We start from the raw sequence: 22,181 nt of genomic DNA, 5'->3' as shown, positions 1-22,181 counted from the left end.
AACGTCGACAGGTCATTGCCGAACGACGCCGTCTCCGAGGTGAACCGGTCACCCGTCAACTGCATCCCATCACCGGAATCGCCCGCAAAGCGAATAATCACCCTATCGAGGCGCTTCACCTCTTTACGGGACCCGGCACCCGGAAGAGAATCGGACACAGCACCCTCGTCTGTAGGGCTGACCTGGCTGGTCACTGAAACAGACCTCCCTCGAGGCGGCGGATCGGCGGCTCCTGCCGGACGCATGGCTCCCAAAGCCATGCTACGTCGCAAGGAAGGGTGACCTTCCCTGTGCCCGGAATATGGTCAACACCACCGTCATCCTCGATGTTCCACCTGTTTTCCAGGGCTTTTTCCGCCGTCTGGCGAGCTCGGCGCGAGGCCGCCGCGAGCCCTCCTCGAGCCGGTCGAGCGGGTCGCGAGCCGGCCGGATACCGCCGGACAGGGGAATGCGCGAGTGAAAGCTGAGGCCGGTGGGACGGGAGTGGATCAGGGGTGGGTCAGGAGTTGAGATAGGTGAGCACGGCCAGCACCCGGCGGTGGTCCTCCGTGCTGGGCGCCAGGCCCAGCTTGAGGAAGATGTTGCTCACGTGCTTCTCCACCGCGCCGTCCGAGACCACCAACTCCTTGGCGATGGCCGTGTTCGTCCTGCCCTCCGCCATCAGGCCCAGCACCTCCCGCTCCCGCGGGGTCAGCGCCGTCAGCACGTCCTGCTTGCGGCTGCGGCCCAGCAACTGCGCCACCACCTCCGGGTCAAGCGCGGTACCGCCGCCCGCCACCCGCACCACGGCGTCCACGAACTCCCGCACCTCGGCCACCCGGTCCTTCAGCAGATAGCCCACCCCGCGGCTGCTGCCCGCGAGCAGCTCCGTGGCGTACTGCTCCTCCACGTACTGCGACAGCACCAGCACACCCACGCCCGGGTGGTCCCGGCGCAGGGCGACCGCGGCGCGCACGCCCTCGTCCGTGTGGGTGGGCGGCATCCGCACGTCCGCCACCACCACGTCGGGCAGCTCGCCGGAGGCGGCCAGCCGCCCGACGACCTCCAGCAGTGCCTCTCCGTCGCCCACGCCGGCCACCACCTGGTGGCCGCGATCGGTCAGCAGCCGGGTCAGCCCCTCCCTCAGGAGGACGGAGTCCTCGGCGATGACCACACGCACGCTGTCCTGCACCACTGCGCTCCACCCCCGGGTGTTCGGTTCGCGTGGCACAGCATCGCAGCAAACGGCGCCGGCCGCGGACACGACACCCGGTGCGGTCACGCGCGCCAGGGCAGCTCGGCCGTGACCGTGGTCCCCCCGCCGGGCGGGCTGTGGGTCACCAGGACCCCGTCCACCGCGTCCAGCCGCTCGGCGAGGCCGGCCAGGCCGGAGCCCTTGGTGGGGTCGGCGCCGCCGTGTCCGTTGTCGGTGACTTGGATCATGAGGCGGTCGTCGGTGCGCCACAGGTCGACGGTGGCGTGGGTGGCGTGGCTGTGTTTGCTGATGTTGGTGAGGAGTTCGCTGGTGGTGAAGTAGGCGATGCCTTCGATGGCGGGTGCGGGGCGGGTGGGGAGGTCGACGGTGACGGTGACGGGGACGGTGCAGCGTGCGGAGAGGGCGGACAGGGCGGCGTCGAGTCCGCGGTCGGTGAGGACGGCGGGGTGGATGCCGCGGGCGAGGTCGCGCAGTTCCTGGAGGGCGATCTTGACTTCGCCGTGGGCTTCTTCGACCATGCGGGCGGCGGCTTCGGGGTCTTCCTGGAGTTTCTCCTTGGCCAGGCCGAGGTCCATGGCGAGGGCGACCAGGCGGGCCTGGGCGCCGTCGTGCAGGTCACGCTCGATGCGCCGCAGATCCGCCGCCGCCGTGTCCACCACCACCCCGCGGTCCGCCTCCAGCTCCTGCACCCGCTCGGTCAGGGACGACGGGGCCAGCAGGCCGCGCACCATCATCCGGTCCACCGTCGCCAGCCCCCGGATCACCCACGGCGTGGCCATCCAGATCAGCAGGCCCACGCCCGCGGTCAGGGCCATCTCCACCGGGGTGTCCAGGTACCAGGTGGTGCCGTCGCCGTCGCCGTACAGCATCAGCCCCGGCTCGTCGGTGAACTCGGGGAACACCCACCGCCACAAGGGGTAGGTCACCAGCGCCCAGCCGTGCGCCCAGAAGGTGAGCGCCACGGTGAACGCGAAGACGCCCCACGGCAGCATCAGCAGCGAGTAGAGCACGTGCCGCCATGACACGCCGCTCCTGAACAGCGCGCCCGTCCAGGCCAGCAGGCCCTTGCGCCGGGGCAGCACCCGGCCGGGGGACGGCACGTCCTCCCGCAGCAGCGCCCTGGCCCTGGCCCGCTCCATCGTGCCGATGGCCCGGCAGCCGGCCAGGGCGGCGGCCAGCACCGGCACGCCCAGGAAGGTGATCAGCAGTCCGGCGCCCACCGAGAGCATCGTGACGGCGTAGACGAACGTGACGATGCCGATGGGCAGGTCCAGCAGCAGGTGCAGGAACTCCCGCCAGGTGCGGGCCTGGAAGGGCGCCCGCAGCGCGGTCGGCACCAGGTGGCGGCGGGGGGATTGCCGGGGTGCGGTGGCCATGGTGGGTCCTCGTCGGGTCATCGTCGGGCTTGGTGAGCGTGGCGGCGGCACGCCTCCACGGTGCTTCCAGAGTGCTCGGCCGGGGGCCCGCCGGCCCATGGTGCGCGTCGGCGTCCTCGGGAGGGGGATATCCCCACCCCGGCGGGTGGTGCCGGGGCCACCGCGCGGCGGCGGCCGCCCTCAGTCGCGCCAGGGCAGCTCCACGGTGACCGTCGTCGGCCCGCCCGGGGGGCTGTCCACCGCCGACACCCCGTCCACCGCCCCGATCCGCTCGGCGAGGCCGGCCAGGCCGGAGCCCTTGGTGGGGTCGGCGCCGCCGTGTCCGTTGTCGGTGACTTGGATCATGAGGCGGTCGTCGGTGCGCCACAGGTCGACGGTGGCGTGGGTGGCGTGGCTGTGTTTGCTGATGTTGGTGAGGAGTTCGCTGGTGGTGAAGTAGGCGATGCCTTCGATGGCGGGTGCGGGGCGGGTGGGGAGGTCGACGGTGACGGTGACGGGGACGGTGCAGCGTGCGGAGAGGGCGGACAGGGCGGCGTCGAGTCCGCGGTCGGTGAGGACGGCGGGGTGGATGCCGCGGGCGAGGTCGCGCAGTTCCTGGAGGGCGATCTTGACTTCGCCGTGGGCTTCTTCGACCATGCGGGCGGCGGCTTCGGGGTCCTCTTGGAGTTTCTCCTTGGCCAGGCCGAGGTCCATGGCGAGGGCGACCAGGCGGGCCTGGGCGCCGTCGTGCAGGTCCCGCTCGATGCGCCGCAGATCCGCCGCCGCCGTGTCCACCACCACCCCGCGGCTCTCCTCCAGCTCCCGGATCCGCCGCTCCAGCTCCTCGTCCGGCGACAGCAGCACCCGCACCATCACCCGGTCCACCGTGGCCAGGCCCCGGGCGATCCACGGCATCAGCGGCCACGCCACGAACAGGCCCGTCAAGGTGATCGTGAACGTCGCGATGCCCCACGGCAGCCGGATGAACAGGTACAGCGCGTGCCGCCAGGCCACCGGGTCCGTCAGCGACGCCCACAGCCACGGCAGGAAACCGGTGCCGCGCGGCCGGGGCGGTGACGGGTCGGCGATCTCCACCCCGAGCAGGGCGCGGGCGCGGGCCCGCTCCACCCGGCCCGCCGCGCGGCAGCCCAGCAGGCCGAGCGAGAGCAGGGGCAGGCCCACCACCGTCACCGCGAGCCCGCCGCCCAGCGACAGCATCACCACCACGTACACGAACCCGGCGATGTCCATCGGCAGGTTCAGCAGCAGGTAGACGATCTCCTTGAAGGTCACCGCGCCGAACACCGGGCGCGGCGGCGGCAGCTTCGTGGTGCTCGGGTTGTCTGTCACTTCTCCCGTTTCCGTCCCTCGCCGGTCCGCGGCGCCGCCGACCGGATCACTTGGTCGCCGTACCCCCGCGACCCTGCCGGGCGGTACGCCCGGCGCCAGGATCGAGCGGGCGCCGCGAGGTGCGCCATGGGGCGGATCGGTGTGCCGTGGTGGGGTTTTCCCCCGTTCCCCGGCGCCCCGAGCGCCGCCGCGCCCCCGAGGGATTGTGCTAGCCCGCGCCCCGCACTTGCAGCCGGACACCGGCCCAGGCCCTAGACTCACTCCCTGCCGAAACGGATCGAATCCCGGCGGATCACCGGGAGCACGGGGCGGGACGGCGCGCCGCGCAGGCGGACAGGACCATCGAACAGCGGGCAGTTGCGGACCGGGACGATTTCAAGGACGTGGCGGAGGTGACCGTGGAAGCGACCCGCCAGGTCGCGGCAGGCTACTTCGACGGGTACTCGGTGGTCGGGCTCGTCGCCGTGGTCGGGGTGCTGTTCGTGGCGGTGGCGTTCGGCGCCGGGCGGCTGCTGCGGCCCGTGGTGCCCACGCCCGAGAAGCTGCTGACGTACGAGTGCGGCGTGGACCCGGTCGGCGAGGGCTGGGCGCACACCCAGATTCGCTACTACGTGTACTCCTTCCTGTACGTGATCTTCGCGGTCGACGCGATCTTCCTCTTCCCGTGGGCCACGGTTTTCGCCGCGGACGGGTTCGGAGGTACGACGTTGGTGGAGATGTTCGTCTTCATCGGCTTCCTGGCCGTCGGCCTGCTGTACGCCTGGAAGAAGGGCGTTCTGGAGTGGACATGAACCCAACCGCCCGGAGCGGGTCCGCCGCGGTGCCGCTCGGGATGCCCGCGGTCCGCCCGCCCCGGCTCGGCCCGCTGTCGCGGCTCGCCCCCGAGCCCATGAAGATCGTCCTGAACTGGGGGCGCCGCTACAGCCTGTGGGTGTTCAACTTCGGGCTGGCCTGCTGCGCCATCGAGTTCATCGCCGCGTCCATGGCCCGCCACGACTTCATCCGGCTGGGCGTGATCCCGTTCGCGCCCGGCCCCCGGCAGGCCGACCTGATGGTGGTCTCGGGCACCGTCACCGACAAGATGGCCCCGGCCGTCAAGCGGCTGTACGAGCAGATGCCCGAGCCCAAGTACGTGATCTCCTTCGGCGCCTGCTCGAACTGCGGCGGGCCCTACTGGGACTCGTACTCGGTCACCAAGGGCGTGGACCAGATCATCCCCGTCGACGTGTACGTGCCCGGCTGCCCGCCGCGGCCCGAGGCGCTGCTCCAAGGCATCCTCAAGCTCCAGGAGAAGATCGCCCGGGAGTCCCTGGGGGAGCGGTACGGCACCGCGGCCCGCCCCGCCCCGCCCGCCTCCGCCCTCACCAGCGACCTGGTGCGGGCCCCCGTGCCGCCGGGCGGCGAGGCCGCCGCGCCGGGCGGAACCGCGCCGGGCGGAACCGCGCCGGGTGGAGAGGCGGGCCGGTGACCTTCGAGCGACTGACCGCGGGGGGCGACGACGCCGGGGCCGCCGCCGCCGAGATCTTCGGCGAGGGCGCGACCGCGGAGGAGACCTACGGGCTGCTCACCGTGGACGTCCCGGCCGCCGCCTGGACCGAGGCGCTGACCGCCGCCCGGGACGTGCTCGGCTGCACCTGGTTCGACTGGCTCAGCGCCGTGGACGAGCCCGGCCGCGGCCTGTTCGTCGCCGCCCACCTCGTGGCCGTCGGCACCCCCGTGCGGCGGCTGCTGCTGCGCACCCTGGTGCCGCACGACGCCCCCGTCCTGCCCACCGCCACCGGGGTGTACGCCGGGGCCTCCTGGCACGAGCGCGAGACCCACGAGATGTTCGGCGTGGACTTCACCGGCCACCCCCACCTGCTGCCGCTGTTGCTGCCCGAGGGCTTCGAGGGCCACCCGCTGCGCAAGGAGTTCGTGCTGGCCGCCCGCGTGGCCAAGGCGTGGCCCGGCGCCAAGGAGCCCGGCGAGTCCGACCACGGCGGCCCCCCGCGCCGCCGCCAGATGCTGCCCCCGGGCGTGCCCGACCCCAACACCTGGGGCCCGCTGAAGGGCACCCTGCCCGAGGCCCCGGCCAGGGAGCGCCCGGCCCGCGCCGCCGGTGACCGGCCCCGCCGCACCCGCTCCGCCGCCCAGGGCTCGGCCGGCCGGACCACCCCCACCCCCGGGGACCCCGGCGCCGCCCCCACCCAGGACCGCCCGGCCCCGCCCCGCCGCCGCACCACCGACGCCCCGTGGCAGCAGCCGCCCCAGGAGCCCGCAGCCGAGCCGGGGCCCGCGTCCCGGCCCGAGCCCGCCCCGGAGCCCGAGCCCGCCCCGGAGCCCGGCCCCGCGGCCGAGCCCGGGCCTGCCCGCAAGCCGGAGCCCGAGCCCGGCCCCGCCCCGGGCCCCAGCCCCCGCCCCGCCCCCGAGGAGGAAGCGTGAACGACGCGCTCGAAGTCGCCCTGCGGCTCGTCGCCGTCCTCGCGGCGTTCCTCGTGCTGCCCCTGCTCGTCGGCCAGGCCGAGCACAAGGCCATGGCCCACATGCAGGGCCGCCTCGGGCCCATGTACGCGGGCGGCTTCCACGGCTGGGCCCAGTTGATAGCGGACGGGGTGAAGTTCGCGCAGAAGGAGGACGTGGTCCCCGCCGGTGCGGACCGGCGGATCTTCCAGCTCGCCCCGGCCGTCGCCCTCCTCCCGTACCTGGTCGTGATGATCGTCCTGCCGATCGGCCCGGACGGGTTCGTCGGGCAGGTCGTGGACGCCGGGCTGTTCTTCGTGCTGGCCGTGATGGGCGTCGGGGTGCTCGGCTCCCTCATGGCCGGGTGGGCTTCGGCCAACAAGTTCTCCCTCCTGGGCGGTCTGCGCACCGCCGCCCAGCTCATGGCCTACGAGCTGCCGATGCTGCTCGCCGCGGCCTCGGTCGCCATGGCCGCGGGCACCCTGGCCCTCCCCGGGATCGTGGCGGAGTTCCAGTGGTGGTGGGTGCCGTGGCAGATCGTCGGCGGTGTGGTCTTCTTCGTGGCCGGGCTGGCCGAGTTGCAGCGTCCTCCCTTCGACATGCCGGTGGCCGACTCCGAGATCATCTTCGGTGCGTACACCGAGTACACCGGGCTGCGTTTCGCGCTGTTCCTCCTCGCCGAGTACGCGGGCATCGTCGTGCTGTGCCTGCTGACCACCGTGCTGTTCCTCGGCGGCTGGCACGGCCCCTGGTCGGACGCCCTCGGCTGGCTGTGGACGCTGCTGAAGGCGGCCGTGCTGGCGTTCGTCGTCATCTGGCTCAGGACGAGCTATCCGAGGCTGCGCGAGGACCAGCTCCAAAAGCTCGCCTGGACCGTGCTCATCCCCCTGGCCCTCGCCCAGATCGCGCTCACCGGCGTGGTGAAGGTGGTGATCTCGTGACCGCGACCCCGAGGAAGAGCCTGCCGGGCCGCGGCCTGGCCAAGGGCCTGGCCGTCACCCTGCGGACGATGACCCGCCGCTCGGTCACCGACCAGTACCCCGACGCCCTGCCGGAGCTGCCGCCGCGCTCCCGCGGGGTGATCGGGCTGTTCGAGGAGAACTGCACGGTCTGCATGCTGTGCGCCCGCGAGTGCCCGGACTGGTGCATCTACATCGACTCCCACAAGGAGACGGTGCCCCCGGCCGCGCCCGGGGGCCGGGAGCGCAGCCGCAACGTGCTGGACCGCTTCGCCATCGACTTCTCGCTGTGCATGTACTGCGGCATCTGCGTGGAGGTGTGCCCCTTCGACGCGCTGTTCTGGTCCCCGGAGTTCGAGTACGCCGAGGAGGACATCCTCGACCTCACCCACGAGCGGGACCGGCTGCGCGAGTGGATGTGGACGGTGCCCGCCCCGCCGGCCTTGGACCCCGGCGCCGAGGAACCCAAGGAGCTGGCCGCCGCCCGCAAGGCCGCCGAGAAGCTCGCCGCCGCCCAGACCCCGGCGGCCCCCCGCCCCGGGGCGGACGACCGGGGCGGGGCGGACGACCGGGGCGCCGGGCCCGGGCGGGACACCTCCGCCGGCCGGCCGCGGCGGGAGGGGGAGGCGTGAACCTGGCCGCCGAGGGCAACGGCTTCCTCTCCCCGAACGGTGTCGAGATCCTCTTCCTCCTGGTCGGTGTGGTCACACTCGGCGCCGCCGTCATCACCGTCACCACCAGGCAACTGGTGCACGCCGCGCTGTGGCTGGTGGTCGCGCTGGGCGGGCTCGCCGTCGAATACCTCCTCCTCACCGCCGAGTTCATCGCCTGGGTGCAGGTGCTGATCTACGTGGGATCCGTCGTGGTCCTCCTCCTGTTCGGCCTGATGCTCACCAAGGCGCCCATCGGGCGCTCGCCCGACGCCGACTCCGGCAACCGGTGGGTCGCCCTCGCCGTGGCCGCGGCCGCCGCGGCCACCCTCGTCACCGTCGTCGTGGACGCCTTCCGCAGCACCTGGATCGACCTGGACGGCTCCGTCCAGGGCTCCGCCGAGGTCACCGGCGAAAGCCTCTTCCGGCACTGGGTGCTGCCGTTCGAGGCGCTGTCCGTGCTGCTGCTCTCCGCGCTGGTCGGCGCCATCGTCCTGTCCCGCCGCCGCTCGTCCGGCGGCACCGGCTCCGGCGGCACCGGCTCCGGTGGCCGGCGCCCCGCGGGCCGGACGGCGGACGGGACCGCCCCCTCCCGCACCGCCCCCGCCCCGCCCGAGCAGGAGCGCTGATGCACCTCGTCTATCCCGCCGTGCTCGCCGCGCTGCTCTTCAGCGTCGGGCTCTACGGTGTGCTGGCCCGGCGCAACGCCATCCTCGTGCTGATGTCCGTCGAGCTGATGCTCAACGCGGTCAACCTCAACCTGGTCGCCTTCGACGTGTGGCTGCGCGACACCCTGCACGCCGGCCAGGCGCTCACCCTGTTCACCATCACCATCGCCGCCGCCGAGATCGGCATCGGCCTGGCGATCGTCCTGCTGGTCTTCCGCAACCGGGGTACGGCCGATGTGGACCGGCTCACCGACCTCACCGACAGAATGACACCTCTCACGGACAGTGACCACCCCGGCCGCGAGCCTGTGGAAAACCCCTCTGTGGACAACCCCGCCGCGGGCACCCCCGCCGCCGGCGGCACCGAGCCTGGGAAGGCCCTCGCGTGACCGTCACCCTCGCCGCCCTCGTCCCGCTCCTGCCGTTCCTCGGGGCCGCCGCGGGCCTGCTCACCGGCCGCACCGCCCCCGGCTGGGCGCGCCCCCTCGCGGTGCTGCCCACGCTGACCGCGGCCGTGCTCGCCGCCGTGGTCCTCGCCCGCCAGGGCACCGGGCCCGCCGAGGTCGCCGCCACCCGGCTCACCCCCACCGGCTCCGTGCCCGTGGACCTCGCCCTGCACCTCGACGGCTTCGCCACCCTCGCCGCCGTCCTGGTCGCCGTGGTGGCGAGCGCCGTGCAGATCTACTCCACCGGCTACCTGCGCGACGACCCCCGCTATCCCTCCTATGCCGCCCTGGTCTCCCTGTTCACCGCGGCGATGCTGCTGGTCGTCTACTCCGGCGACCTGATGGTGCTGCTCGTCGGCTGGGAGGTCATGGGCATCTGCTCGTACTTCCTGGTCGGGCACTACTGGGAGACAGCGGCCGCGCGCTCCGCCTCCCTGAAGGCGTTCCTGATCACCAAGCTCGGCGACGTGCCGTTCCTGATCGGCGTGTTCGCCCTTGCCGCCGACGCCGGGACGTTCCGGATCAACGGCATCCTCACCGCCGCCGTCAGCGGCGGCCTGAGCCACCCCACCCTGATCGGCCTGCTGCTGCTCGCCGGCGTCGCGGGCAAGTCCGCCCAGTTCCCGCTGCACACCTGGCTGCCCGACGCCATGGCCGGCCCCACGCCCGTCTCCGCGCTGATCCACGCCGCCACCATGGTCGCCGCGGGCGTCTACCTCGTCGCCCGGCTGCTGCCGGTGTTCCTGCTGTCCGAGGTGGTGCTCGCCGTCCTCGCCGCCATGGCCGCCCTCACCATGATCGGCTCCGCGCTGTGCGCGCTCGCCCAGGACGACATCAAACGGGTCCTGGCCTACTCCACGATCGGCCAGTTGGGCTACATGACCGGCGCCCTGGCCGTGGGCGACCGCGGCGCGGCGGCGTTCCACCTGCTCACCCACGGCGCGTTCAAGGCGCTGCTGTTCCTCGGCGCGGGCGTGGTCATCCACGCGGCGGGCACCAACTCCCTCGCCGCGATGTCCCGCATGGGCGACCTGCGCGCCCGCGTCCCCGACGCGTTCTGGACCATGACGATCGGCCTGGCCGCGCTCGCCGCCGTCTTCCCCTTCTCCGGCTTCTTCAGCAAGGAGTCCGTGCTGCGCGCCGCCGAGCACGCGGCCACCGGCCACCTGGACCGGGTCCCCGGCGCCGTCGGCTGGACCGTGCTGATCAGCGGCCTGCTCACCGCCCTGCTCACCGCCGCCTACGCCACCCGGCTGTGGCTGCGCGCCTTCGGCGGCGCCCCGGCCCCCGCCCACCGGGCGGCGCGGACACCCGAGGCGGCCCGGGCCCCCGGCGCCGACCACCCTCCGCTGTCCCCCGAGCCCGCCGTCATGCGCTGGACGCTGTGGTTCCTCGCCGTCCCCGCCCTCGCCCTCGGCCTGGCCGTCGGCACGCTGCCGGAGTACTTCGACGGCGGGTCCCTGGACCCGACCCTGGTCACCTCCGTCCTCGGCACCGGCATGGCGCTCGTCGGCATCCTCGTCACCTGGGCGGCGTGGCGCGCCTTCGACGGCAGCGCCCGCGGCACGGCCCGCACCGCGCCCCCCGACACCGACGCCGCCACCACCGAGGCCATCGCCGTCGGCGCGCGGCAGACCGTGACCGCGCGCGCCGGCGGCGAACCCGACGCCACCGACCCCGGGCGCCTGCTGCTCGGCCCGCTGTACGGCCCCGCCGTCCACGGCTTCCACCTGGACGCCCTGTACCGCGCCGTCGCCGTCCGCCCCGCGCTCGCCGCCGCCCGCCTGGCCCGCTTCCTCGACCAGGAGGTCGTCGAGTCCTACGTCCGCACCGCGGGCCGCTCCCCCGGCCTGCTCGGCGCCGCCGTGCGCCGGGCGCAGACCGGCAACGTGCAGACCTACCTCAGCGCCCTTCTCGCCGGCGCGGTCGTCCTCGCCGTCCTCGCCGCCGTGGGAGCGTGAGCAGCACCGTGAACGACACCGCCCTCCAGGTCCTGCTGGCCGCGATCGTCCTCCTCCCCGCCGCGGGCGCGGTCGCGGCGCTCCTCCCGGCGCCCCCCGGGCTGCGCGGCCGCGGCCCCGACCAGGCCGTCCTGCGGCACGGCGTGACCGTCACCGGCGCCGTGCTGCTGCTGTCCGTCGTCCTCGCGGCCGGGTTCGACCACGACGACCCGTCCAGGATGCAGGCCACCACCGACATCTCCTGGATCCCGGCCCTGGACATCCGGATCCACCTGGGCGTGGACGGCGTGTCGCTGCCGCTGGTGGTGCTGACCGCGCTGCTGACCTTCCTGTGCGCCCTGTACAGCTACCACCGGATGCCCGAGGGCCCCGCCCCGCGCGCGTTCGTGGCCCTGCTGCTCCTGCTGGAGACCGGCATGCTGGGCACCTTCGCGGCGCTGGACCTGATCCTGTTCTTCCTCGCCTTCGAGATCGTGCTGATCCCGATGTACTTCCTCGTCGCCCGCTGGGGCGGCGAGGGACGCGAGGCGGCGGCCTGGCGGTTCGTGCTGTACACGCTGCTCGGCTCCGCCGTGATGCTGCTCGGCCTGCTCCTGCTGGGTCTGCGCGCCGGGACCTTCGACATGGTGGAGCTCGCCGACCGGCACGGCGCCGGGCTCTCCCACGGCACCCAGGTGGTCGCCGTGCTCGCCATCGGCCTCGGCCTCGCCGTGAAGGCGCCGATGTGGCCGCTGCACAGTTGGCTGCCCGACGCCCACACCGCCGCCCCCACCGTCGGCTCGGTGCTGCTGGCCGGGGTGCTGCTGAAGATGGGCACCTACGGCTTCGTCCGGATCGTGCTGCCCGCAGCGCCCGACGGCGCGCAGACCCTCGCGCCGTACCTGGCGGCCTTCGCTGTCACAGGCATCCTCTACGGTTCTCTCGTCTGCCTCTCCCTGGTCCTGCCGCGCCCCGCCGCCACCCCGAAGGGCACCCGCCGCGCGCCCTTCGCCGCCGGCGGCTCCGCGGACCTCAAGCGGCTGATCGCGTACTCGTCGGTCGGCCACATGGGCTTCGTGCTGCTCGGGATCGCCACGCTCACCCCGACCGGCGTCAACGGAGCCCTGTTCGCCAACGTCGCCCACGGGCTCATCACCGGCCTGCTGTTCTTCCTGGTCGGCGCGGTCAAGGAGCGGTTCGGGACGAGCGACCTGGACCGGTTCGCCGCGGGCGCCGGCGCCGCCCTGTACGGCCGGGCCCCGCGCCTGGGCGGCCTGCTCGCGTTCGCGGCGGTCGCCTCCCTCGGGCTGCCCGGGCTCGCCGGGTTCTGGGGCGAGATGCTGGCGATGTTCGGCGCGTACCGGCCCGCCGAAGGGCTCAGCCGCCCCGCCTACCTGGTGTTCCTCTCCCTGGCCGCGTTCGGCACCCTGCTGACCGCCGCCTACCTGCTGCTGGTGGTGCGCCGCGTGTGCATGGGCGAGCTGCCGGCCGACCGGGAGCGGGCCGCGTTCCCCGACGTGCGGGCGCACGAGATCGCCGCGTGGAGCCCGCTGGTGGCCCTCACCGTCCTCGCCGGGCTGTGGCCCGCCGTCCTGCTCAGCCTCAGCGACCCCGCCGTGCAGACGCTCCTCGGAGGCAGCCGATGACCTCCCTCGTCCAGTCCGTCGACTGGGTGGCCGTCGCCCCGCCGCTCGTGCTGGCGCTGACCGCGCTGGCCGTGCTCGTGGCCGACCTGTTCCTGCCCGAGGAGCGCAAGGTCTGGCTCGCCCGCGGCGCCGTGGCCGGCACGGTGCTGGCCGGCCTGTCCCTGCTGCCGCTGACCGACGGCGACCGCACCACTTTCTGCCTGACCACCGGCGAAGGGCACTGCTCGTACGCGGCGGACCACTTCGCGCTCGCCGTCCAGTTCCTCGTCATCGGCGGCGCCCTGCTGACCGCGCTGCTGTCCGTGCACGCGGTGCGGGAGAGCGCGCTGCCCGCGGGCGAGTACTGGTTCCTGCTGCTGTGCTCCGCCTGCGGCGCCGCCCTGCTGCCCGCGTCCCGGGACCTGGCCACCCTCGTCGTCGCCCTGGAGGTGGCCTCGCTGCCCGCGTTCGCGCTGGTCGGCCTCGCGCGCGAGGACCGCAGGTCGTCCGAGGCGGCGCTGAAGTTCTTCCTGTCCTCGGTCACCGCCACCGCCGTGACCCTGCTCGGCATCAGCTTCGTCTACGCCGCCACCGGCAGCATGCACCTGGACGCCGTCGCCCGCGGCCTGGCCGACGTCGACGAGCCGCTGACCGCGCTCGCCCACCTGGGCGTGGCCCTCACCCTGGTCGGCTTCGCGTTCAAGCTCGCCGCCGCGCCGTTCCACTTCTGGGTGCCCGACACCTACGCGGGCGCCCCCCTGCCGGTCGCCGCCTACCTCTCCGTCGTCGGCAAGTCCGCGGGCTTCTCCGGGCTGATCCTGCTCACCGTCGTCGCCTTCCGGCCCCACTCCGGCACCTGGGGCCCGGCGCTCGCCGTGCTCGCCGCGATCACCATGACCGCGGGCAACGCCGCCGCGCTGCGCCAGCGCGCGGACCACCCGCTCAGCGCGGTGCGGCTGCTGGCCTGGTCCTCGGTGGGGCAGGCCGGGTACCTGATGGTGCCGCTGGCCGCCGCCGGGTACCACGACGACCCGGAGGAGACGGTCGGCGCCACCGTCGCGTACGCGCTGATGTACGCGGCCGTCAACCTCGGCGCGTTCGCCGTCGCCGCCCTGGTCGGCCGCGTCCACCGGCACAACCGGATCACCGACTACCGCGCCCTGTTCTCCTCCCACCCCCTGGCCGCGCTCTCCCTCGGCTTCTTCCTGCTGTGCCTGGCCGGGCTGCCGCCCGGGGTGATCGGCCTGTTCGCGAAGGTCGCGGTGTTCCGCACGGCCGTGGACGCGGGGCTCGGCTGGCTCGCCCTGGTGATGGCCGTCAACGTCGCCGCCGCCCTGTACTACTACCTGCGGTGGACGGCGGTGCTGTTCGCCCGTCCGGAGCAGGCCCCGGCGCCCGCCGGACCCGGCCCCCGCACCCCGTACCCGCTCACCGCGGCCATCGCCGCCGCGCTGGTCCTCGGCGTCGCCCTCTCCGGCGCCCCGCAACTGGTCCTGCGCTTCGCCACCGGCACCCTGTTCTGACCGCCCCGGCGGGGCCCCGCCCCGCCCGGCGTGCACAAGGGAACTAGCACTCGGTGCAGAACGTTGACCAGTGCGGGGAAGAAAAGTCCACATGCAGGACACCCCCGCGGGAAACCTGCCAGGAAGGGAACCCCCTGCCGCACGCTTGGAGGGCGAACCGTGCACCGCCGGCACAACGGGTTGAAAACCGCCGTACTCCTCGGGGGTCTGTCCGCGCTCATCCTGGTCATCGGCGGATTCTTCGGCCGCACCGGGCTGATGATCGCGTTCCTGGTGGCCCTGGGGACCAACGCCTACGCCTACTGGAACAGCGACAAGCTGGCCCTGCGCGCGATGCGGGCCCGCCCGGTCAGCGAGTTCGAGGCGCCCGCCCTGTACCGGATGGTCCGCGAGCTGTCCACGGCGGCCCGCCAGCCCATGCCCCGCCTGTACATATCGCCCACGGCCGCCCCGAACGCGTTCGCCACCGGCCGCAACCCGCGCAACGCCGCCGTGTGCGTCACCGACGGGATCCTGCGCATCCTCGACGAGCGGGAACTACGGGCGGTGATCGGTCATGAGCTCTCGCACGTGTACAACCGCGACATCCTCATCTCCTCGATCGCGGGCGCGCTGGCCAGCGTGGTGATGTTCCTGGTGAACTTCGCCTGGCTGATACCGATCGGCCGCAGCGACGACGACGAGGGCCCCGGCCTGTTCGGCATGCTGCTGATCCTGGTCCTCGGCCCGCTGGCCGCCAGCCTGATCCAGTTGGCCGTGAGCCGCTCGCGCGAGTACGAGGCCGACGCCTCGGGAGCCCAGCTCACCGGCGACCCGCTCGCCCTGGCGAACGCCCTGCGCAAGCTGGACGCCGGCACCAAGAGCCTGCCGCTGCCGCCCGAGCCCCGGCTCCAGACGGCGAGCCACATGATGATCGCCAACCCGTTCCGGCCGGGTGACGGCATGAGCAGGCTGTTCTCCACCCACCCGCCGATGGCGGATCGTATCGCCCGGCTCGAACGGATGGCAGGCTATCGATCGTGAAGACGGTCCTGAACATCATCTGGCTGGTACTGAGCGGCATCTGGCTGGCGATCGGCTACGCCATCGCCGGGATCATCTGCTGTGTGCTGATCATCACGATCCCGTTCGGCGTGGCGTCGTTCCGTATCGCCGGCTACGCCCTGTGGCCGTTCGGCCGCACCACCGTGGTCCGGCGCGACGCGGGCGCGATGTCGGCGGTGGGCAACGTGATCTGGTTCCTGGTGGCGGGCTGGTGGCTGGCCCTCGGCCACATCGTCACCGGCATCCTGCTGTGCGTCACGATCATCGGCATCCCGCTGGGGATCGCCAACTTCAAGCTGATCCCCGTCTCCCTGGTCCCCCTGGGCCGCGAGGTCGTCCCCAGCGACCAGCCGTTCGCGGCGCGGTAGCCGCGCCGGGGGCGGCGGACGAGGGGCGCGAAGGTCGGCGTCCGCCCCCGCCGCGCAGGGGCGGACGGGCCCGACCGCACCCGGTCAGGGCCGTCACCCCGGCCGGTCAGCGGTAGTTGGTGAACTGCACCGCGAAGTCCAGGTCCTTGCCCTTGAGCAGGGCGATCACGGCTTGGAGGTCGTCCCGGCTCTTGGAGCTGACCCGCAGCTCCTCGCCCTGGATCTGGGCCTTGACGCCCTTGGGGCCCTCATCCCGGATGATCTTGGAGATCTTCTTCGCGTTCTCCTGGGAGATGCCCTCCTGGATGGTGGCGAAGATCTTGTACTCCTTGCCCGACGCCTGCGGCTCCCCTGCGTCCAGCGCCTTCAGGGAGATGCCGCGCTTGACGAGCTTGGACTGGAAGACGTCCAGGACCGCCTTGACCCGCTCCTCGGAGGTCGCCTTCATCTCGATCCGCTCGCCGGACCACCCGATCGAAGCGCCCACGTTCTTGAAGTCGAACCGCTGCGCGATCTCGCGCGATGCCTGGTTCAGCGCGTTGTCGACCTCCTGCCGCTCGACCTTCGAGACGATGTCGAAACTGGAGTCGGCCATGTTCTGTTGGCTCCTTGGTGGCTGTTGACGGCGACGACCCGCGGACGCGGGCCGTCCTCGCCCACCTTAGCGACCGCTTACCAGCTCCCGGGCGTGCCGCGAGGGCCGCGCCACCGGTAATCGGGTGGCAGAGCACCCCTCGGGATCGGGTATGGTTTACGTCGTCGCCAGGGATCTCCGAGGGAGATCCGGACGGCATTCCCGGCGGGTTGCCCGAGCGGCCAAAGGGAGCAGACTGTAAATCTGTCGGCTTACGCCTACGCAGGTTCGAACCCTGCACCCGCCACATTTCGACCAGGCCCCTGGTGCGCGCAAGCGGCCAGGGGCCTGGTCGTGTCGTGCACACCACGGCCCGGCGACGACCAGGGAGGGACGGTGGGCGAGCCCGTGACCGGCGGCCCGCGGCGGATCGAGCCGCTGCCCGCGCCCGGCACCGCGCGCCCGGCCGCTCCCGAGCGGCTCTGGTACGCCGCCTTCGGCTCCAACATGAGCCTCGCCCGCCTCGCCGCCTACCTCGGCGGCGGCTGCCCGCCCGGCGGCGCCCGCCACTACCCGGGCTGCCGCGACCCGCGCCCGCCCGCCGGGTCGGTGCCCGTCCACCTCCCCGGCAGGCTCTACTTCGCGCTGGAGTCGCGGACCTGGACCGGCGGCATGGCCTTCCACGACCCGGACGCCGGCGGCCGGACGGCGGCCCGCGCCCACCTGCTCACCCTGGCGCAGTTCTCCGACATCGCCGCGCAGGAGATGGGCCGCGAGCCCGGGCGCGACCTGGACCTCGCCGCGCTGCTGCGCCACGGCCGGATGCGGATCGGCGACGGGCGGTACGAGACCCTGGTCTGCACCGGCCTGCTCGACGGCCTGCCCGTCGTCACCTTCACCGCCCCCTGGGCCATGGCCGACGTCCCCAAGAACGCCCCGGCCCCCGCCTACCTGCGCCACCTCGCCGCGGGGCTGGCCCAGGCGCACGGCTGGGACGGGCGCACCGTCGCCGCGTACCTCGCCGACTGCCCGGGTGTGGCCGACCGCTGGACCGCCGACGACGTGGCCGCGCTCCTCGCCGCCCCGGCCCCCGGCGAACCCCGGCCCGCCCTCACACCCTGACCGCGCCGACCCACCGCGCCGACCCACCGCGCCGCCCGCGCCGCCCGCCCGCCCCCGCCCGCCGTCACCCCGCCGGAAGCGGCCCCCCGCCCGCCGCCGCCCGCACCGCCTCCGCGACCGGCGTCGGACCGCCGACCAGCTCCAGCACGAGACCCGCCGACGCCGGCTCGTCCAGCAGCGCCAGCAGCACCGCCGCCACGTCGTCGCGCGGCACGTCCCCGCGGCCCGTGCGGTCCCCGAGCCGCACCAGGCCGGTGCCCGGCTCGTTCGTCAGCCGCCCCGGCCGCAGGATCGTCCACTCCAGCGAGGTGCGCCGCCTCAGGTCCCGGTCGGCCGCGCCCTTCGCCCGCAGATAGGCGGCGAACACCGGGTCGGTGCCGGGCGGCGGCTCGCTGTCCGCGCCCATGGACGACACCATCAGGTAGCGGCGCACCCCGGCCCGTTCCGCCGCGTCCGCGAACAGCACCGCCGCCCCGAAGTCCACCGTCTGCTTGCGCTCCGTCCCGCTGCCCGGGCCCGCGCCCGCCGCGAACACCGCCGCGTCCGCGCCCTCCAGGACGGCGGCCACCTCCGCCACCTCCGCCGACTCCAGGTCCGCCACGACGGGCTCCGCGCCGGCCGCCACCAGGTCCCGCGCCTGCTCCTGGCTGCGGATCAGCCCGGCGACGCCGTCACCCCGGTCCGCCAGCAGCCGCTCGAGCCGCAGCGCGATCTGTCCGTGCCCTCCCGCGATAACGATTCGCATGAACATCGACTCTAGGCCGCCCGCGCGTGCAACCGTCGGCGGCGCTCGCGCGTCCCAGGAGTGATCGGGGGAACTGTGCCCCCGCACACCTGCCACTACGGGGGTTCCGATTACCGCCATACGCAAGACCGTGACCGCGCTCGGCTGCGCCGCCGCCCTGACCGCGGGAGTCGTCGCCTGTGACGCCGTCGAGAAACTGACGGCCGGCCAGAAGCTGTCCCGCGCCTTCGACCGGCTCGGGGAACAGCGGTCGCTCTCGGTCGAGCTGGGGCTCGACGCCACCCCCGAGCAGTTGATGAAGATCTCCGAGAGCCAGGGGGAGGAACTGCCGCGCGAGGCGGCCGAGCTGCTCGCGGGCGGCCGGATCAGCCTCACCGTCCAGGCCGACAAGCCGCTGAACAAGGCCGAGGAGGCCGACTTCACCGGAGCGGAGATCAGCTTCTCCAAGGACCTCAAGCGGCTGATGGAGCTGCGGATCGTCGGCGAGACCACCTACGTCCGCGCCGACATCGAGCAGATCGCCGAGGTCGGCGGCGAACCCGCCCCGTCCGTCGAGGAGCTGACCGAGGGCATGCCCGCGGAGCTCGGCTTCGTCGAGGAGTTCCTCGAAGGCGGCTGGGTGTCGGTGAACAACGCCGACCTGGAGGAGCTCGACGAGCGGATGTCCGAGTTCACCGGCGAGGAGCCGAAGCCCGGCGAGGACCTGACCAAGAGCCAGGAGAACGAGCTGCTCAAGGGCCTGAAGGGCCTGCTGGGCAGGGAGGTCGGGATCAAGGACAAGGGCAGGCGCGACGGGGCCGACCACCTGGAGGTCTCCGCGTCCGCCCGCTCGCTGCTCGGCGGCCTGGTCAAGGAGCTGGAGCCGTTGAGCGCCCAGTTCCCCGGCGAGGAGCTGCCGACCCAGGAGGACCTGAAGGCGATCCCCACCACCCGGGCCACCGCCGACGTCCTCATCAAGGACGGCAAGCTGTCCGAGGTGACGTTCGACCTCGCGCAACTGGACGAGGAGATGGTCAAGGCCGGGCAGAAGCTGCCGCTGCGGATCGACTTCGCCGAGGGCGGCCCCATCGAGAAGCCGTCCGGCGCCACCGAGGTGCCGCTGGAGGACGTCGAGGAGCTGATGGAGAGCTTCTCCACCGCCCCCTGGGCCGTCACGCCCGACGAGCTGTCCGAGGAGGACTTCTCGGGCGAGGAGTGGATGTACGAGGAGGAGACCACCCAGGCGGCCTGACGCGCACAGCGCACACGCAGGGGCCGGGCGCGCGGCCGGCGGCGGTTCACGCCGGCGGCTGCCCCCGGCCCTGCGCCACTCCCGTGCCGAGCTGCCGCGGCAGGTCGAGCGCCGCCGCGTCGGTGTACTCCCGCACCGCGCTGGTGCGGGACACCACCCGGCCCCGGTGCACCACCACGCGGCTGTAGCCGACCGAGAGCACCCCGGCCACACTGTCCCCCCGCACCGCCAGCAGCTCCGCGGGGAACCCCGGCTCCAGCCGCACCTCGGGCAGCCCCATCACCCCCCGCGCCACTCCGCTGACCGCCTCGTACGCGTCGTCGGCGTCCGCCGCGCCCCAGGACGCCAGCAGGTACGCCGACTCCAGCGGGTCGGCCCGGCCCACCGGGTTGGCCAGGTCCCGCAGCGCCCCGCTGCCCGCCGCCACCCGCACCCCGGCCGCGCGCAGCGCCCGCACCGGCGCCACCCACCCGGCGCGCTCCCGCTCCACCGTGCCGCACCCGCCCTGGGGCAGGCACACCACCGCGACGCCCGCCGCCGCGAGCTGGGCCGCCGCCCGCGCCAGGGCGTCCCGCGGCATCCGGGCCAGCCCGTCGCACGGCCCGATCGTCACCCCGGGCCGCAGGCCGCCGGCCATCGCGGCCAGCCGCCCGAGCCGGGCCGGGTCCGCCCCGTCGGAGTGCAGGTCCACGGCGCACCCGAACTCCGCGGCGACCCGCAGCACCGCCTCCACGTACCCGGCCGGGTCGGGGTCGAGGTCGGGGCAGCCGCCCACCACGGAGGCGCCCATCTTCAGCGCGTCCCGCAGCATCGCCAGGCTGTCCGCCCCGGCCACGCCGGTGAGCACCCGCGGCACGGCCACCGCCGAGACGTCCACCAGGCCGCGCAGCGAGCGCCGGGACTGGAGCACGGCCTCCATGGTCCGCAGGCCCCGCACGTCGCCGATGCGCACATGGGTGCGGATCGCGGTGGTGCCGTGGCCGAGCTGGAGCAGCGCGGCCTCGGTGACGCGCCGCCGCACGTCCTCGGGGCCGGTGGGCGGCGGGGCGCCCAGGCTCTCCGCGGTCAGCGCCGTGTCCAGGTGGGCGTGCGGCTCGGCGGGGGCGGGCAGCAGCAGGTAGCCGGACAGGTCGACGCGCTCGCCCGGGGCGTGCAGGCTCCCCGAGGTGCCGACGGCCTCGATGCGCCCGCCGCCCAGCCGCATGTCCACGGTGCGGCCGTCGGGCAGCCGCGCGCCGGAGAGCAGCAGGGCCTCGGCCTCGGTCGGCCCCGCGGGCGCCGGCTCCCGGCCGCCGGGACCGGTGGGACCCGTCGGGCCGGTGGGGCCGCCGGGGCCGGGCGGCCCGCCGGAACGCGCGCTGCCGGCCATGGGCGCTCCTCCTGTACGTCGCGGGCGGGGACGGCCCCCCGCGCGGGCCGTCGCCGGGCCGCGCCGGAGCGCCGTACATGATCACGTCCTCCGAGCGTAGGGCGGGCGGGCCCGCCCATCGGGGAGGAGGGGAATAGTCGTACCGGCGCGGTCGGGGGGCGCGGCCGTCGCCCGCGGGCGCGCGCCGGGCCCCTTCCGGCGCCCCCTCGCCGCCGCCCGGCCGCCTCCGCCGCCTGCTCCCCGGCCTCCCGCGGACCCGCCCGTGCACCGGCCGCCCCGCGGCCGGAACCCCGCCCCGCGACCGGAGCGCGCGGCGCCCGCCGCGGCCGTCCGACGCGCCCGGCCCGGCGGCCTCGGACGCCGCCCGGCCCCGTTACCCGCCCGCGGGAGTGACGTGCTCAGCGCGGCCCGAATCGGATTTCACCTTCGGCCACGAACCGTGTAATGTCTTCCTCGCTCGCCCCAATAGCTCAGTCGGCAGAGCGTCTCCATGGTAAGGAGAAGGTCTACGGTTCGATTCCGTATTGGGGCTCGGAAGGGATGGCGCCTCGTCGTGAGGCGAGGCGCACGTTCCCCCGTGGCGGTGTAGCTCAGTCGGTAGAGCAAGCGGCTCATAATCGCTGTGTCACCGGTTCAAGTCCGGTCACCGCTACCCCGCGTAGCCGATTGTGGGGTTGTCCTCCCGGTCGGCTACTCTTGTCTGCGTTCAGTCGTCTTTTCGTTCTAGGAAGGCACTCCAGTGGCTGCCACCGATGTTCGCCCCAAGATCACGCTGGCTTGCGTGGAGTGCAAGGAGCGGAACTACATCACCAAGAAGAACCGGCGCAACGACCCGGACCGCCTGGAGATGAAGAAGCACTGCCCGCGCTGCAACCGCCACACGGCGCACCGCGAGACCCGCTGACACCGGCCGCGCGCCCACCCGTCTGATGGGTGCGGCCGCCCGGCCCGGACAGGCACGCCTGTGAGGCCGCCCCCGACCGTGGGGGCGGCCTCCCGGCGTTTCACCCCGCGGCACCGGCCCCCCGTTCCACCTTCCCTGGACCGCGATGCCGCACCATGGCGGGTACCCCGGGTCCGCACAGGTGCCCGGGTGCCACCGTTTCACCGTGAGGAGCTGCCGATGCCCCTGGACCAGTCCTTCGTCGGGCGGTCCTACCCGCCCACCGCGCCGTACGAGGTGGGCCGGGAGAAGATCCGCGAGTTCGCCGAGGCGGTGGGGGACGCCCATCCGGCGTACACCGATCCGGAGGCGGCGAGGGCCCTCGGCCACCCCGACGTGATCGCCCCGCCGACGTTCGCCTTCGCCCTGACCTACCGGGCGGCGGACCAGGTGATCGCCGATCCCGAGCTGGGTCTCGACTACAGCCGGGTGGTGCACGGCGACCAGAGGTTCACCTACTCCCGCCCGGTGCGCGCGGGGGACCGGCTGACGGTCACCTCCTCCATCGAGTCCATCAAGTCGCTGGCGGGCAACGACGTGCTCGCGGTGCGCGGTGAGGTCCACGACGAGAACGGCGAGCACGTGGTCACGGGCCACACCGTGCTGGTGGCGCGGGCTCCGGAGGGGGAGTGACG

Annotated in this window: 23 protein-coding genes and 3 tRNA genes; 19 read left to right on the top strand and 7 right to left on the bottom strand. The window is 73.8% G+C overall.

The window, feature by feature from the left end; genetic code table 11:
* The 4 genes from ACYVO2_RS29300 to ACYVO2_RS29285 all read right to left on the bottom strand — a co-directional run.
* Window positions 1-194 (bottom strand): hypothetical protein (locus tag ACYVO2_RS29300; RefSeq protein ID WP_461011042.1); only part of this gene is annotated, 194 nt, incomplete at its 3' end.
* 305 nt (window positions 195-499) lie between these two features.
* The gene (locus ACYVO2_RS29295) at window positions 500-1,159 is read right to left on the bottom strand and encodes a LuxR C-terminal-related transcriptional regulator (protein ID WP_461011049.1); all 660 of its coding nucleotides are present in this window, start codon (window positions 1,157-1,159) and stop codon (window positions 500-502) included.
* A 98-nt stretch (window positions 1,160-1,257) separates the two neighbouring features.
* Window positions 1,258-2,571 (bottom strand): sensor histidine kinase, encoded by a 1,314-nt coding sequence (locus ACYVO2_RS29290; RefSeq protein ID WP_461011041.1) that lies wholly within the window; start codon window positions 2,569-2,571, stop codon window positions 1,258-1,260.
* A gap of 180 nt (window positions 2,572-2,751) precedes the next feature.
* Window positions 2,752-3,900 carry a sensor histidine kinase gene (locus tag ACYVO2_RS29285; protein WP_461011040.1) on the bottom strand — a complete coding sequence of 383 codons (1,149 nt, stop codon included), beginning with the start codon at window positions 3,898-3,900 and terminating at the stop codon, window positions 2,752-2,754.
* Between the two features lie 383 nt (window positions 3,901-4,283).
* Between ACYVO2_RS29285 and ACYVO2_RS29280 the strand changes: the two genes are divergently transcribed.
* The 12 genes from ACYVO2_RS29280 (at window position 4,284) to ACYVO2_RS29225 (ending at window position 15,562) form a co-directional block, all read left to right on the top strand.
* The gene (locus tag ACYVO2_RS29280; protein ID WP_461011039.1) at window positions 4,284-4,691 is read left to right on the top strand and encodes an NADH-quinone oxidoreductase subunit A; all 408 of its coding nucleotides are present in this window, start codon (window positions 4,284-4,286) and stop codon (window positions 4,689-4,691) included.
* Window positions 4,688-5,368 carry an NADH-quinone oxidoreductase subunit B gene (locus ACYVO2_RS29275; protein ID WP_461011038.1) on the top strand — a complete coding sequence of 227 codons (681 nt, stop codon included), beginning with the start codon at window positions 4,688-4,690 and terminating at the stop codon, window positions 5,366-5,368. The genes ACYVO2_RS29280 and ACYVO2_RS29275 overlap by 4 nt, the downstream gene beginning before the upstream one ends.
* Entirely contained in the window at window positions 5,365-6,321 is a 957-nt protein-coding gene (locus tag ACYVO2_RS29270; RefSeq protein WP_461011037.1) for an NADH-quinone oxidoreductase subunit C, read from the top strand. Before ACYVO2_RS29275 ends, ACYVO2_RS29270 begins: the two co-directional genes overlap by 4 nt.
* Entirely contained in the window at window positions 6,318-7,280 is a 963-nt protein-coding gene (locus tag ACYVO2_RS29265) for a complex I subunit 1/NuoH family protein (RefSeq protein ID WP_461011036.1), read from the top strand. The genes ACYVO2_RS29270 and ACYVO2_RS29265 overlap by 4 nt, the downstream gene beginning before the upstream one ends.
* 68 nt (window positions 7,281-7,348) lie before the next feature.
* Window positions 7,349-7,930, top strand: a complete 582-nt coding sequence (locus tag ACYVO2_RS29260; protein WP_461011048.1) for a 4Fe-4S binding protein — start codon at window positions 7,349-7,351, stop codon at window positions 7,928-7,930.
* On the top strand, window positions 7,927-8,577 hold the full coding sequence (locus ACYVO2_RS29255) for an NADH-quinone oxidoreductase subunit J family protein (RefSeq protein WP_461011035.1): 651 nt from the start codon (window positions 7,927-7,929) through the stop codon (window positions 8,575-8,577). The genes ACYVO2_RS29260 and ACYVO2_RS29255 overlap by 4 nt, the downstream gene beginning before the upstream one ends.
* Complete coding sequence (gene nuoK / locus ACYVO2_RS29250) at window positions 8,577-9,005, top strand: NADH-quinone oxidoreductase subunit NuoK (RefSeq protein ID WP_461011034.1); 429 nt, start codon at window positions 8,577-8,579, stop codon at window positions 9,003-9,005. The genes ACYVO2_RS29255 and nuoK overlap by 1 nt, the downstream gene beginning before the upstream one ends.
* The gene (locus tag ACYVO2_RS29245; RefSeq protein ID WP_461011033.1) at window positions 9,002-11,023 is read left to right on the top strand and encodes an NADH-quinone oxidoreductase subunit 5 family protein; all 2,022 of its coding nucleotides are present in this window, start codon (window positions 9,002-9,004) and stop codon (window positions 11,021-11,023) included. The genes nuoK and ACYVO2_RS29245 overlap by 4 nt, the downstream gene beginning before the upstream one ends.
* A gap of 8 nt (window positions 11,024-11,031) precedes the next feature.
* Entirely contained in the window at window positions 11,032-12,648 is a 1,617-nt protein-coding gene (locus ACYVO2_RS29240; protein WP_461011047.1) for a complex I subunit 4 family protein, read from the top strand.
* Window positions 12,645-14,150 carry an NADH-quinone oxidoreductase subunit N gene (locus ACYVO2_RS29235; RefSeq protein WP_461011032.1) on the top strand — a complete coding sequence of 502 codons (1,506 nt, stop codon included), beginning with the start codon at window positions 12,645-12,647 and terminating at the stop codon, window positions 14,148-14,150. Before ACYVO2_RS29240 ends, ACYVO2_RS29235 begins: the two co-directional genes overlap by 4 nt.
* 159 nt (window positions 14,151-14,309) lie before the next feature.
* The gene (htpX, locus tag ACYVO2_RS29230) at window positions 14,310-15,173 is read left to right on the top strand and encodes a zinc metalloprotease HtpX (protein ID WP_461011031.1); all 864 of its coding nucleotides are present in this window, start codon (window positions 14,310-14,312) and stop codon (window positions 15,171-15,173) included.
* A complete protein-coding gene (locus tag ACYVO2_RS29225) occupies window positions 15,170-15,562 on the top strand; it encodes a YccF domain-containing protein (RefSeq protein ID WP_461011030.1) in 393 nt (130 codons plus the stop codon). The genes htpX and ACYVO2_RS29225 overlap by 4 nt, the downstream gene beginning before the upstream one ends.
* 106 nt (window positions 15,563-15,668) lie before the next feature.
* On the opposite strand, the gene ACYVO2_RS29220 is transcribed toward ACYVO2_RS29225, so the two are convergent.
* Window positions 15,669-16,157, bottom strand: coding sequence for a YajQ family cyclic di-GMP-binding protein (locus tag ACYVO2_RS29220; protein WP_461011029.1), 489 nt, complete (start codon window positions 16,155-16,157; stop codon window positions 15,669-15,671).
* A gap of 203 nt (window positions 16,158-16,360) precedes the next feature.
* Here ACYVO2_RS29220 and ACYVO2_RS29215 point away from each other — a divergent pair.
* Together ACYVO2_RS29215 and ACYVO2_RS29210 are read left to right on the top strand one after the other, a co-directional pair.
* Window positions 16,361-16,443 (top strand) — tRNA-Tyr (locus ACYVO2_RS29215).
* Between the two features lie 200 nt (window positions 16,444-16,643).
* Complete coding sequence (locus tag ACYVO2_RS29210; RefSeq protein WP_461011046.1) at window positions 16,644-17,258, top strand: histone deacetylase; 615 nt, start codon at window positions 16,644-16,646, stop codon at window positions 17,256-17,258.
* Window positions 17,259-17,322: 64 nt separating this feature from the next.
* Here ACYVO2_RS29210 and ACYVO2_RS29205 read toward each other — a convergent pair whose 3' ends face one another.
* Complete coding sequence (locus tag ACYVO2_RS29205) at window positions 17,323-18,003, bottom strand: SDR family oxidoreductase (protein ID WP_461011028.1); 681 nt, start codon at window positions 18,001-18,003, stop codon at window positions 17,323-17,325.
* Window positions 18,004-18,133: 130 nt separating this feature from the next.
* Between ACYVO2_RS29205 and ACYVO2_RS29200 the strand changes: the two genes are divergently transcribed.
* Window positions 18,134-19,234 carry a hypothetical protein gene (locus ACYVO2_RS29200; protein WP_461011027.1) on the top strand — a complete coding sequence of 367 codons (1,101 nt, stop codon included), beginning with the start codon at window positions 18,134-18,136 and terminating at the stop codon, window positions 19,232-19,234.
* A 46-nt stretch (window positions 19,235-19,280) separates the two neighbouring features.
* On the opposite strand, the gene ACYVO2_RS29195 is transcribed toward ACYVO2_RS29200, so the two are convergent.
* A complete protein-coding gene (locus ACYVO2_RS29195) occupies window positions 19,281-20,603 on the bottom strand; it encodes an amidohydrolase family protein (RefSeq protein WP_461011026.1) in 1,323 nt (440 codons plus the stop codon).
* 459 nt (window positions 20,604-21,062) lie between these two features.
* On the opposite strand from ACYVO2_RS29195, the gene ACYVO2_RS29190 reads away from it, so the two are divergent.
* From ACYVO2_RS29190 to ACYVO2_RS29175, 4 genes are all read left to right on the top strand, one after another.
* Window positions 21,063-21,135: transfer RNA gene (locus tag ACYVO2_RS29190), tRNA-Thr, on the top strand.
* A gap of 47 nt (window positions 21,136-21,182) precedes the next feature.
* Window positions 21,183-21,255, top strand: a tRNA-Met gene (locus ACYVO2_RS29185).
* A gap of 87 nt (window positions 21,256-21,342) precedes the next feature.
* A complete protein-coding gene (gene rpmG / locus ACYVO2_RS29180) occupies window positions 21,343-21,507 on the top strand; it encodes a 50S ribosomal protein L33 (protein ID WP_405586193.1) in 165 nt (54 codons plus the stop codon).
* 219 nt (window positions 21,508-21,726) lie between these two features.
* On the top strand, window positions 21,727-22,179 hold the full coding sequence (locus tag ACYVO2_RS29175) for an FAS1-like dehydratase domain-containing protein (protein ID WP_461011025.1): 453 nt from the start codon (window positions 21,727-21,729) through the stop codon (window positions 22,177-22,179).
* Window positions 22,180-22,181: the final 2 nt, after the last annotated feature.

Source organism: Streptomyces capparidis, assembly GCF_054782095.1.
This window is presented reverse-complemented; position numbering and strand designations above follow the sequence as displayed.

Bases quoted from the DNA above. Each gene is read 5' to 3' on its own strand.
- ACYVO2_RS29290 (WP_461011041.1), bottom strand. From the start codon at position 2,571: ATGGCCACCGCACCCCGGCAATCCCCCCGCCGCCACCTGGTGCCGACC.
- ACYVO2_RS29275 (WP_461011038.1), top strand. From the start codon at position 4,688: ATGAACCCAACCGCCCGGAGCGGGTCCGCCGCGGTGCCGCTCGGGATG.
- ACYVO2_RS29260 (WP_461011048.1), top strand. From the start codon at position 7,349: ATGACCCGCCGCTCGGTCACCGACCAGTACCCCGACGCCCTGCCGGAG.
- nuoK (WP_461011034.1), top strand. From the start codon at position 8,577: ATGCACCTCGTCTATCCCGCCGTGCTCGCCGCGCTGCTCTTCAGCGTC.
- ACYVO2_RS29235 (WP_461011032.1), top strand. From the start codon at position 12,645: ATGACCTCCCTCGTCCAGTCCGTCGACTGGGTGGCCGTCGCCCCGCCG.
- ACYVO2_RS29220 (WP_461011029.1), bottom strand. From the start codon at position 16,157: ATGGCCGACTCCAGTTTCGACATCGTCTCGAAGGTCGAGCGGCAGGAG.
- ACYVO2_RS29210 (WP_461011046.1), top strand. From the start codon at position 16,644: ATGAGCCTCGCCCGCCTCGCCGCCTACCTCGGCGGCGGCTGCCCGCCC.
- ACYVO2_RS29205 (WP_461011028.1), bottom strand. From the start codon at position 18,003: ATGCGAATCGTTATCGCGGGAGGGCACGGACAGATCGCGCTGCGGCTC.
- ACYVO2_RS29195 (WP_461011026.1), bottom strand. From the start codon at position 20,603: ATGGCCGGCAGCGCGCGTTCCGGCGGGCCGCCCGGCCCCGGCGGCCCC.
- ACYVO2_RS29175 (WP_461011025.1), top strand. From the start codon at position 21,727: ATGCCCCTGGACCAGTCCTTCGTCGGGCGGTCCTACCCGCCCACCGCG.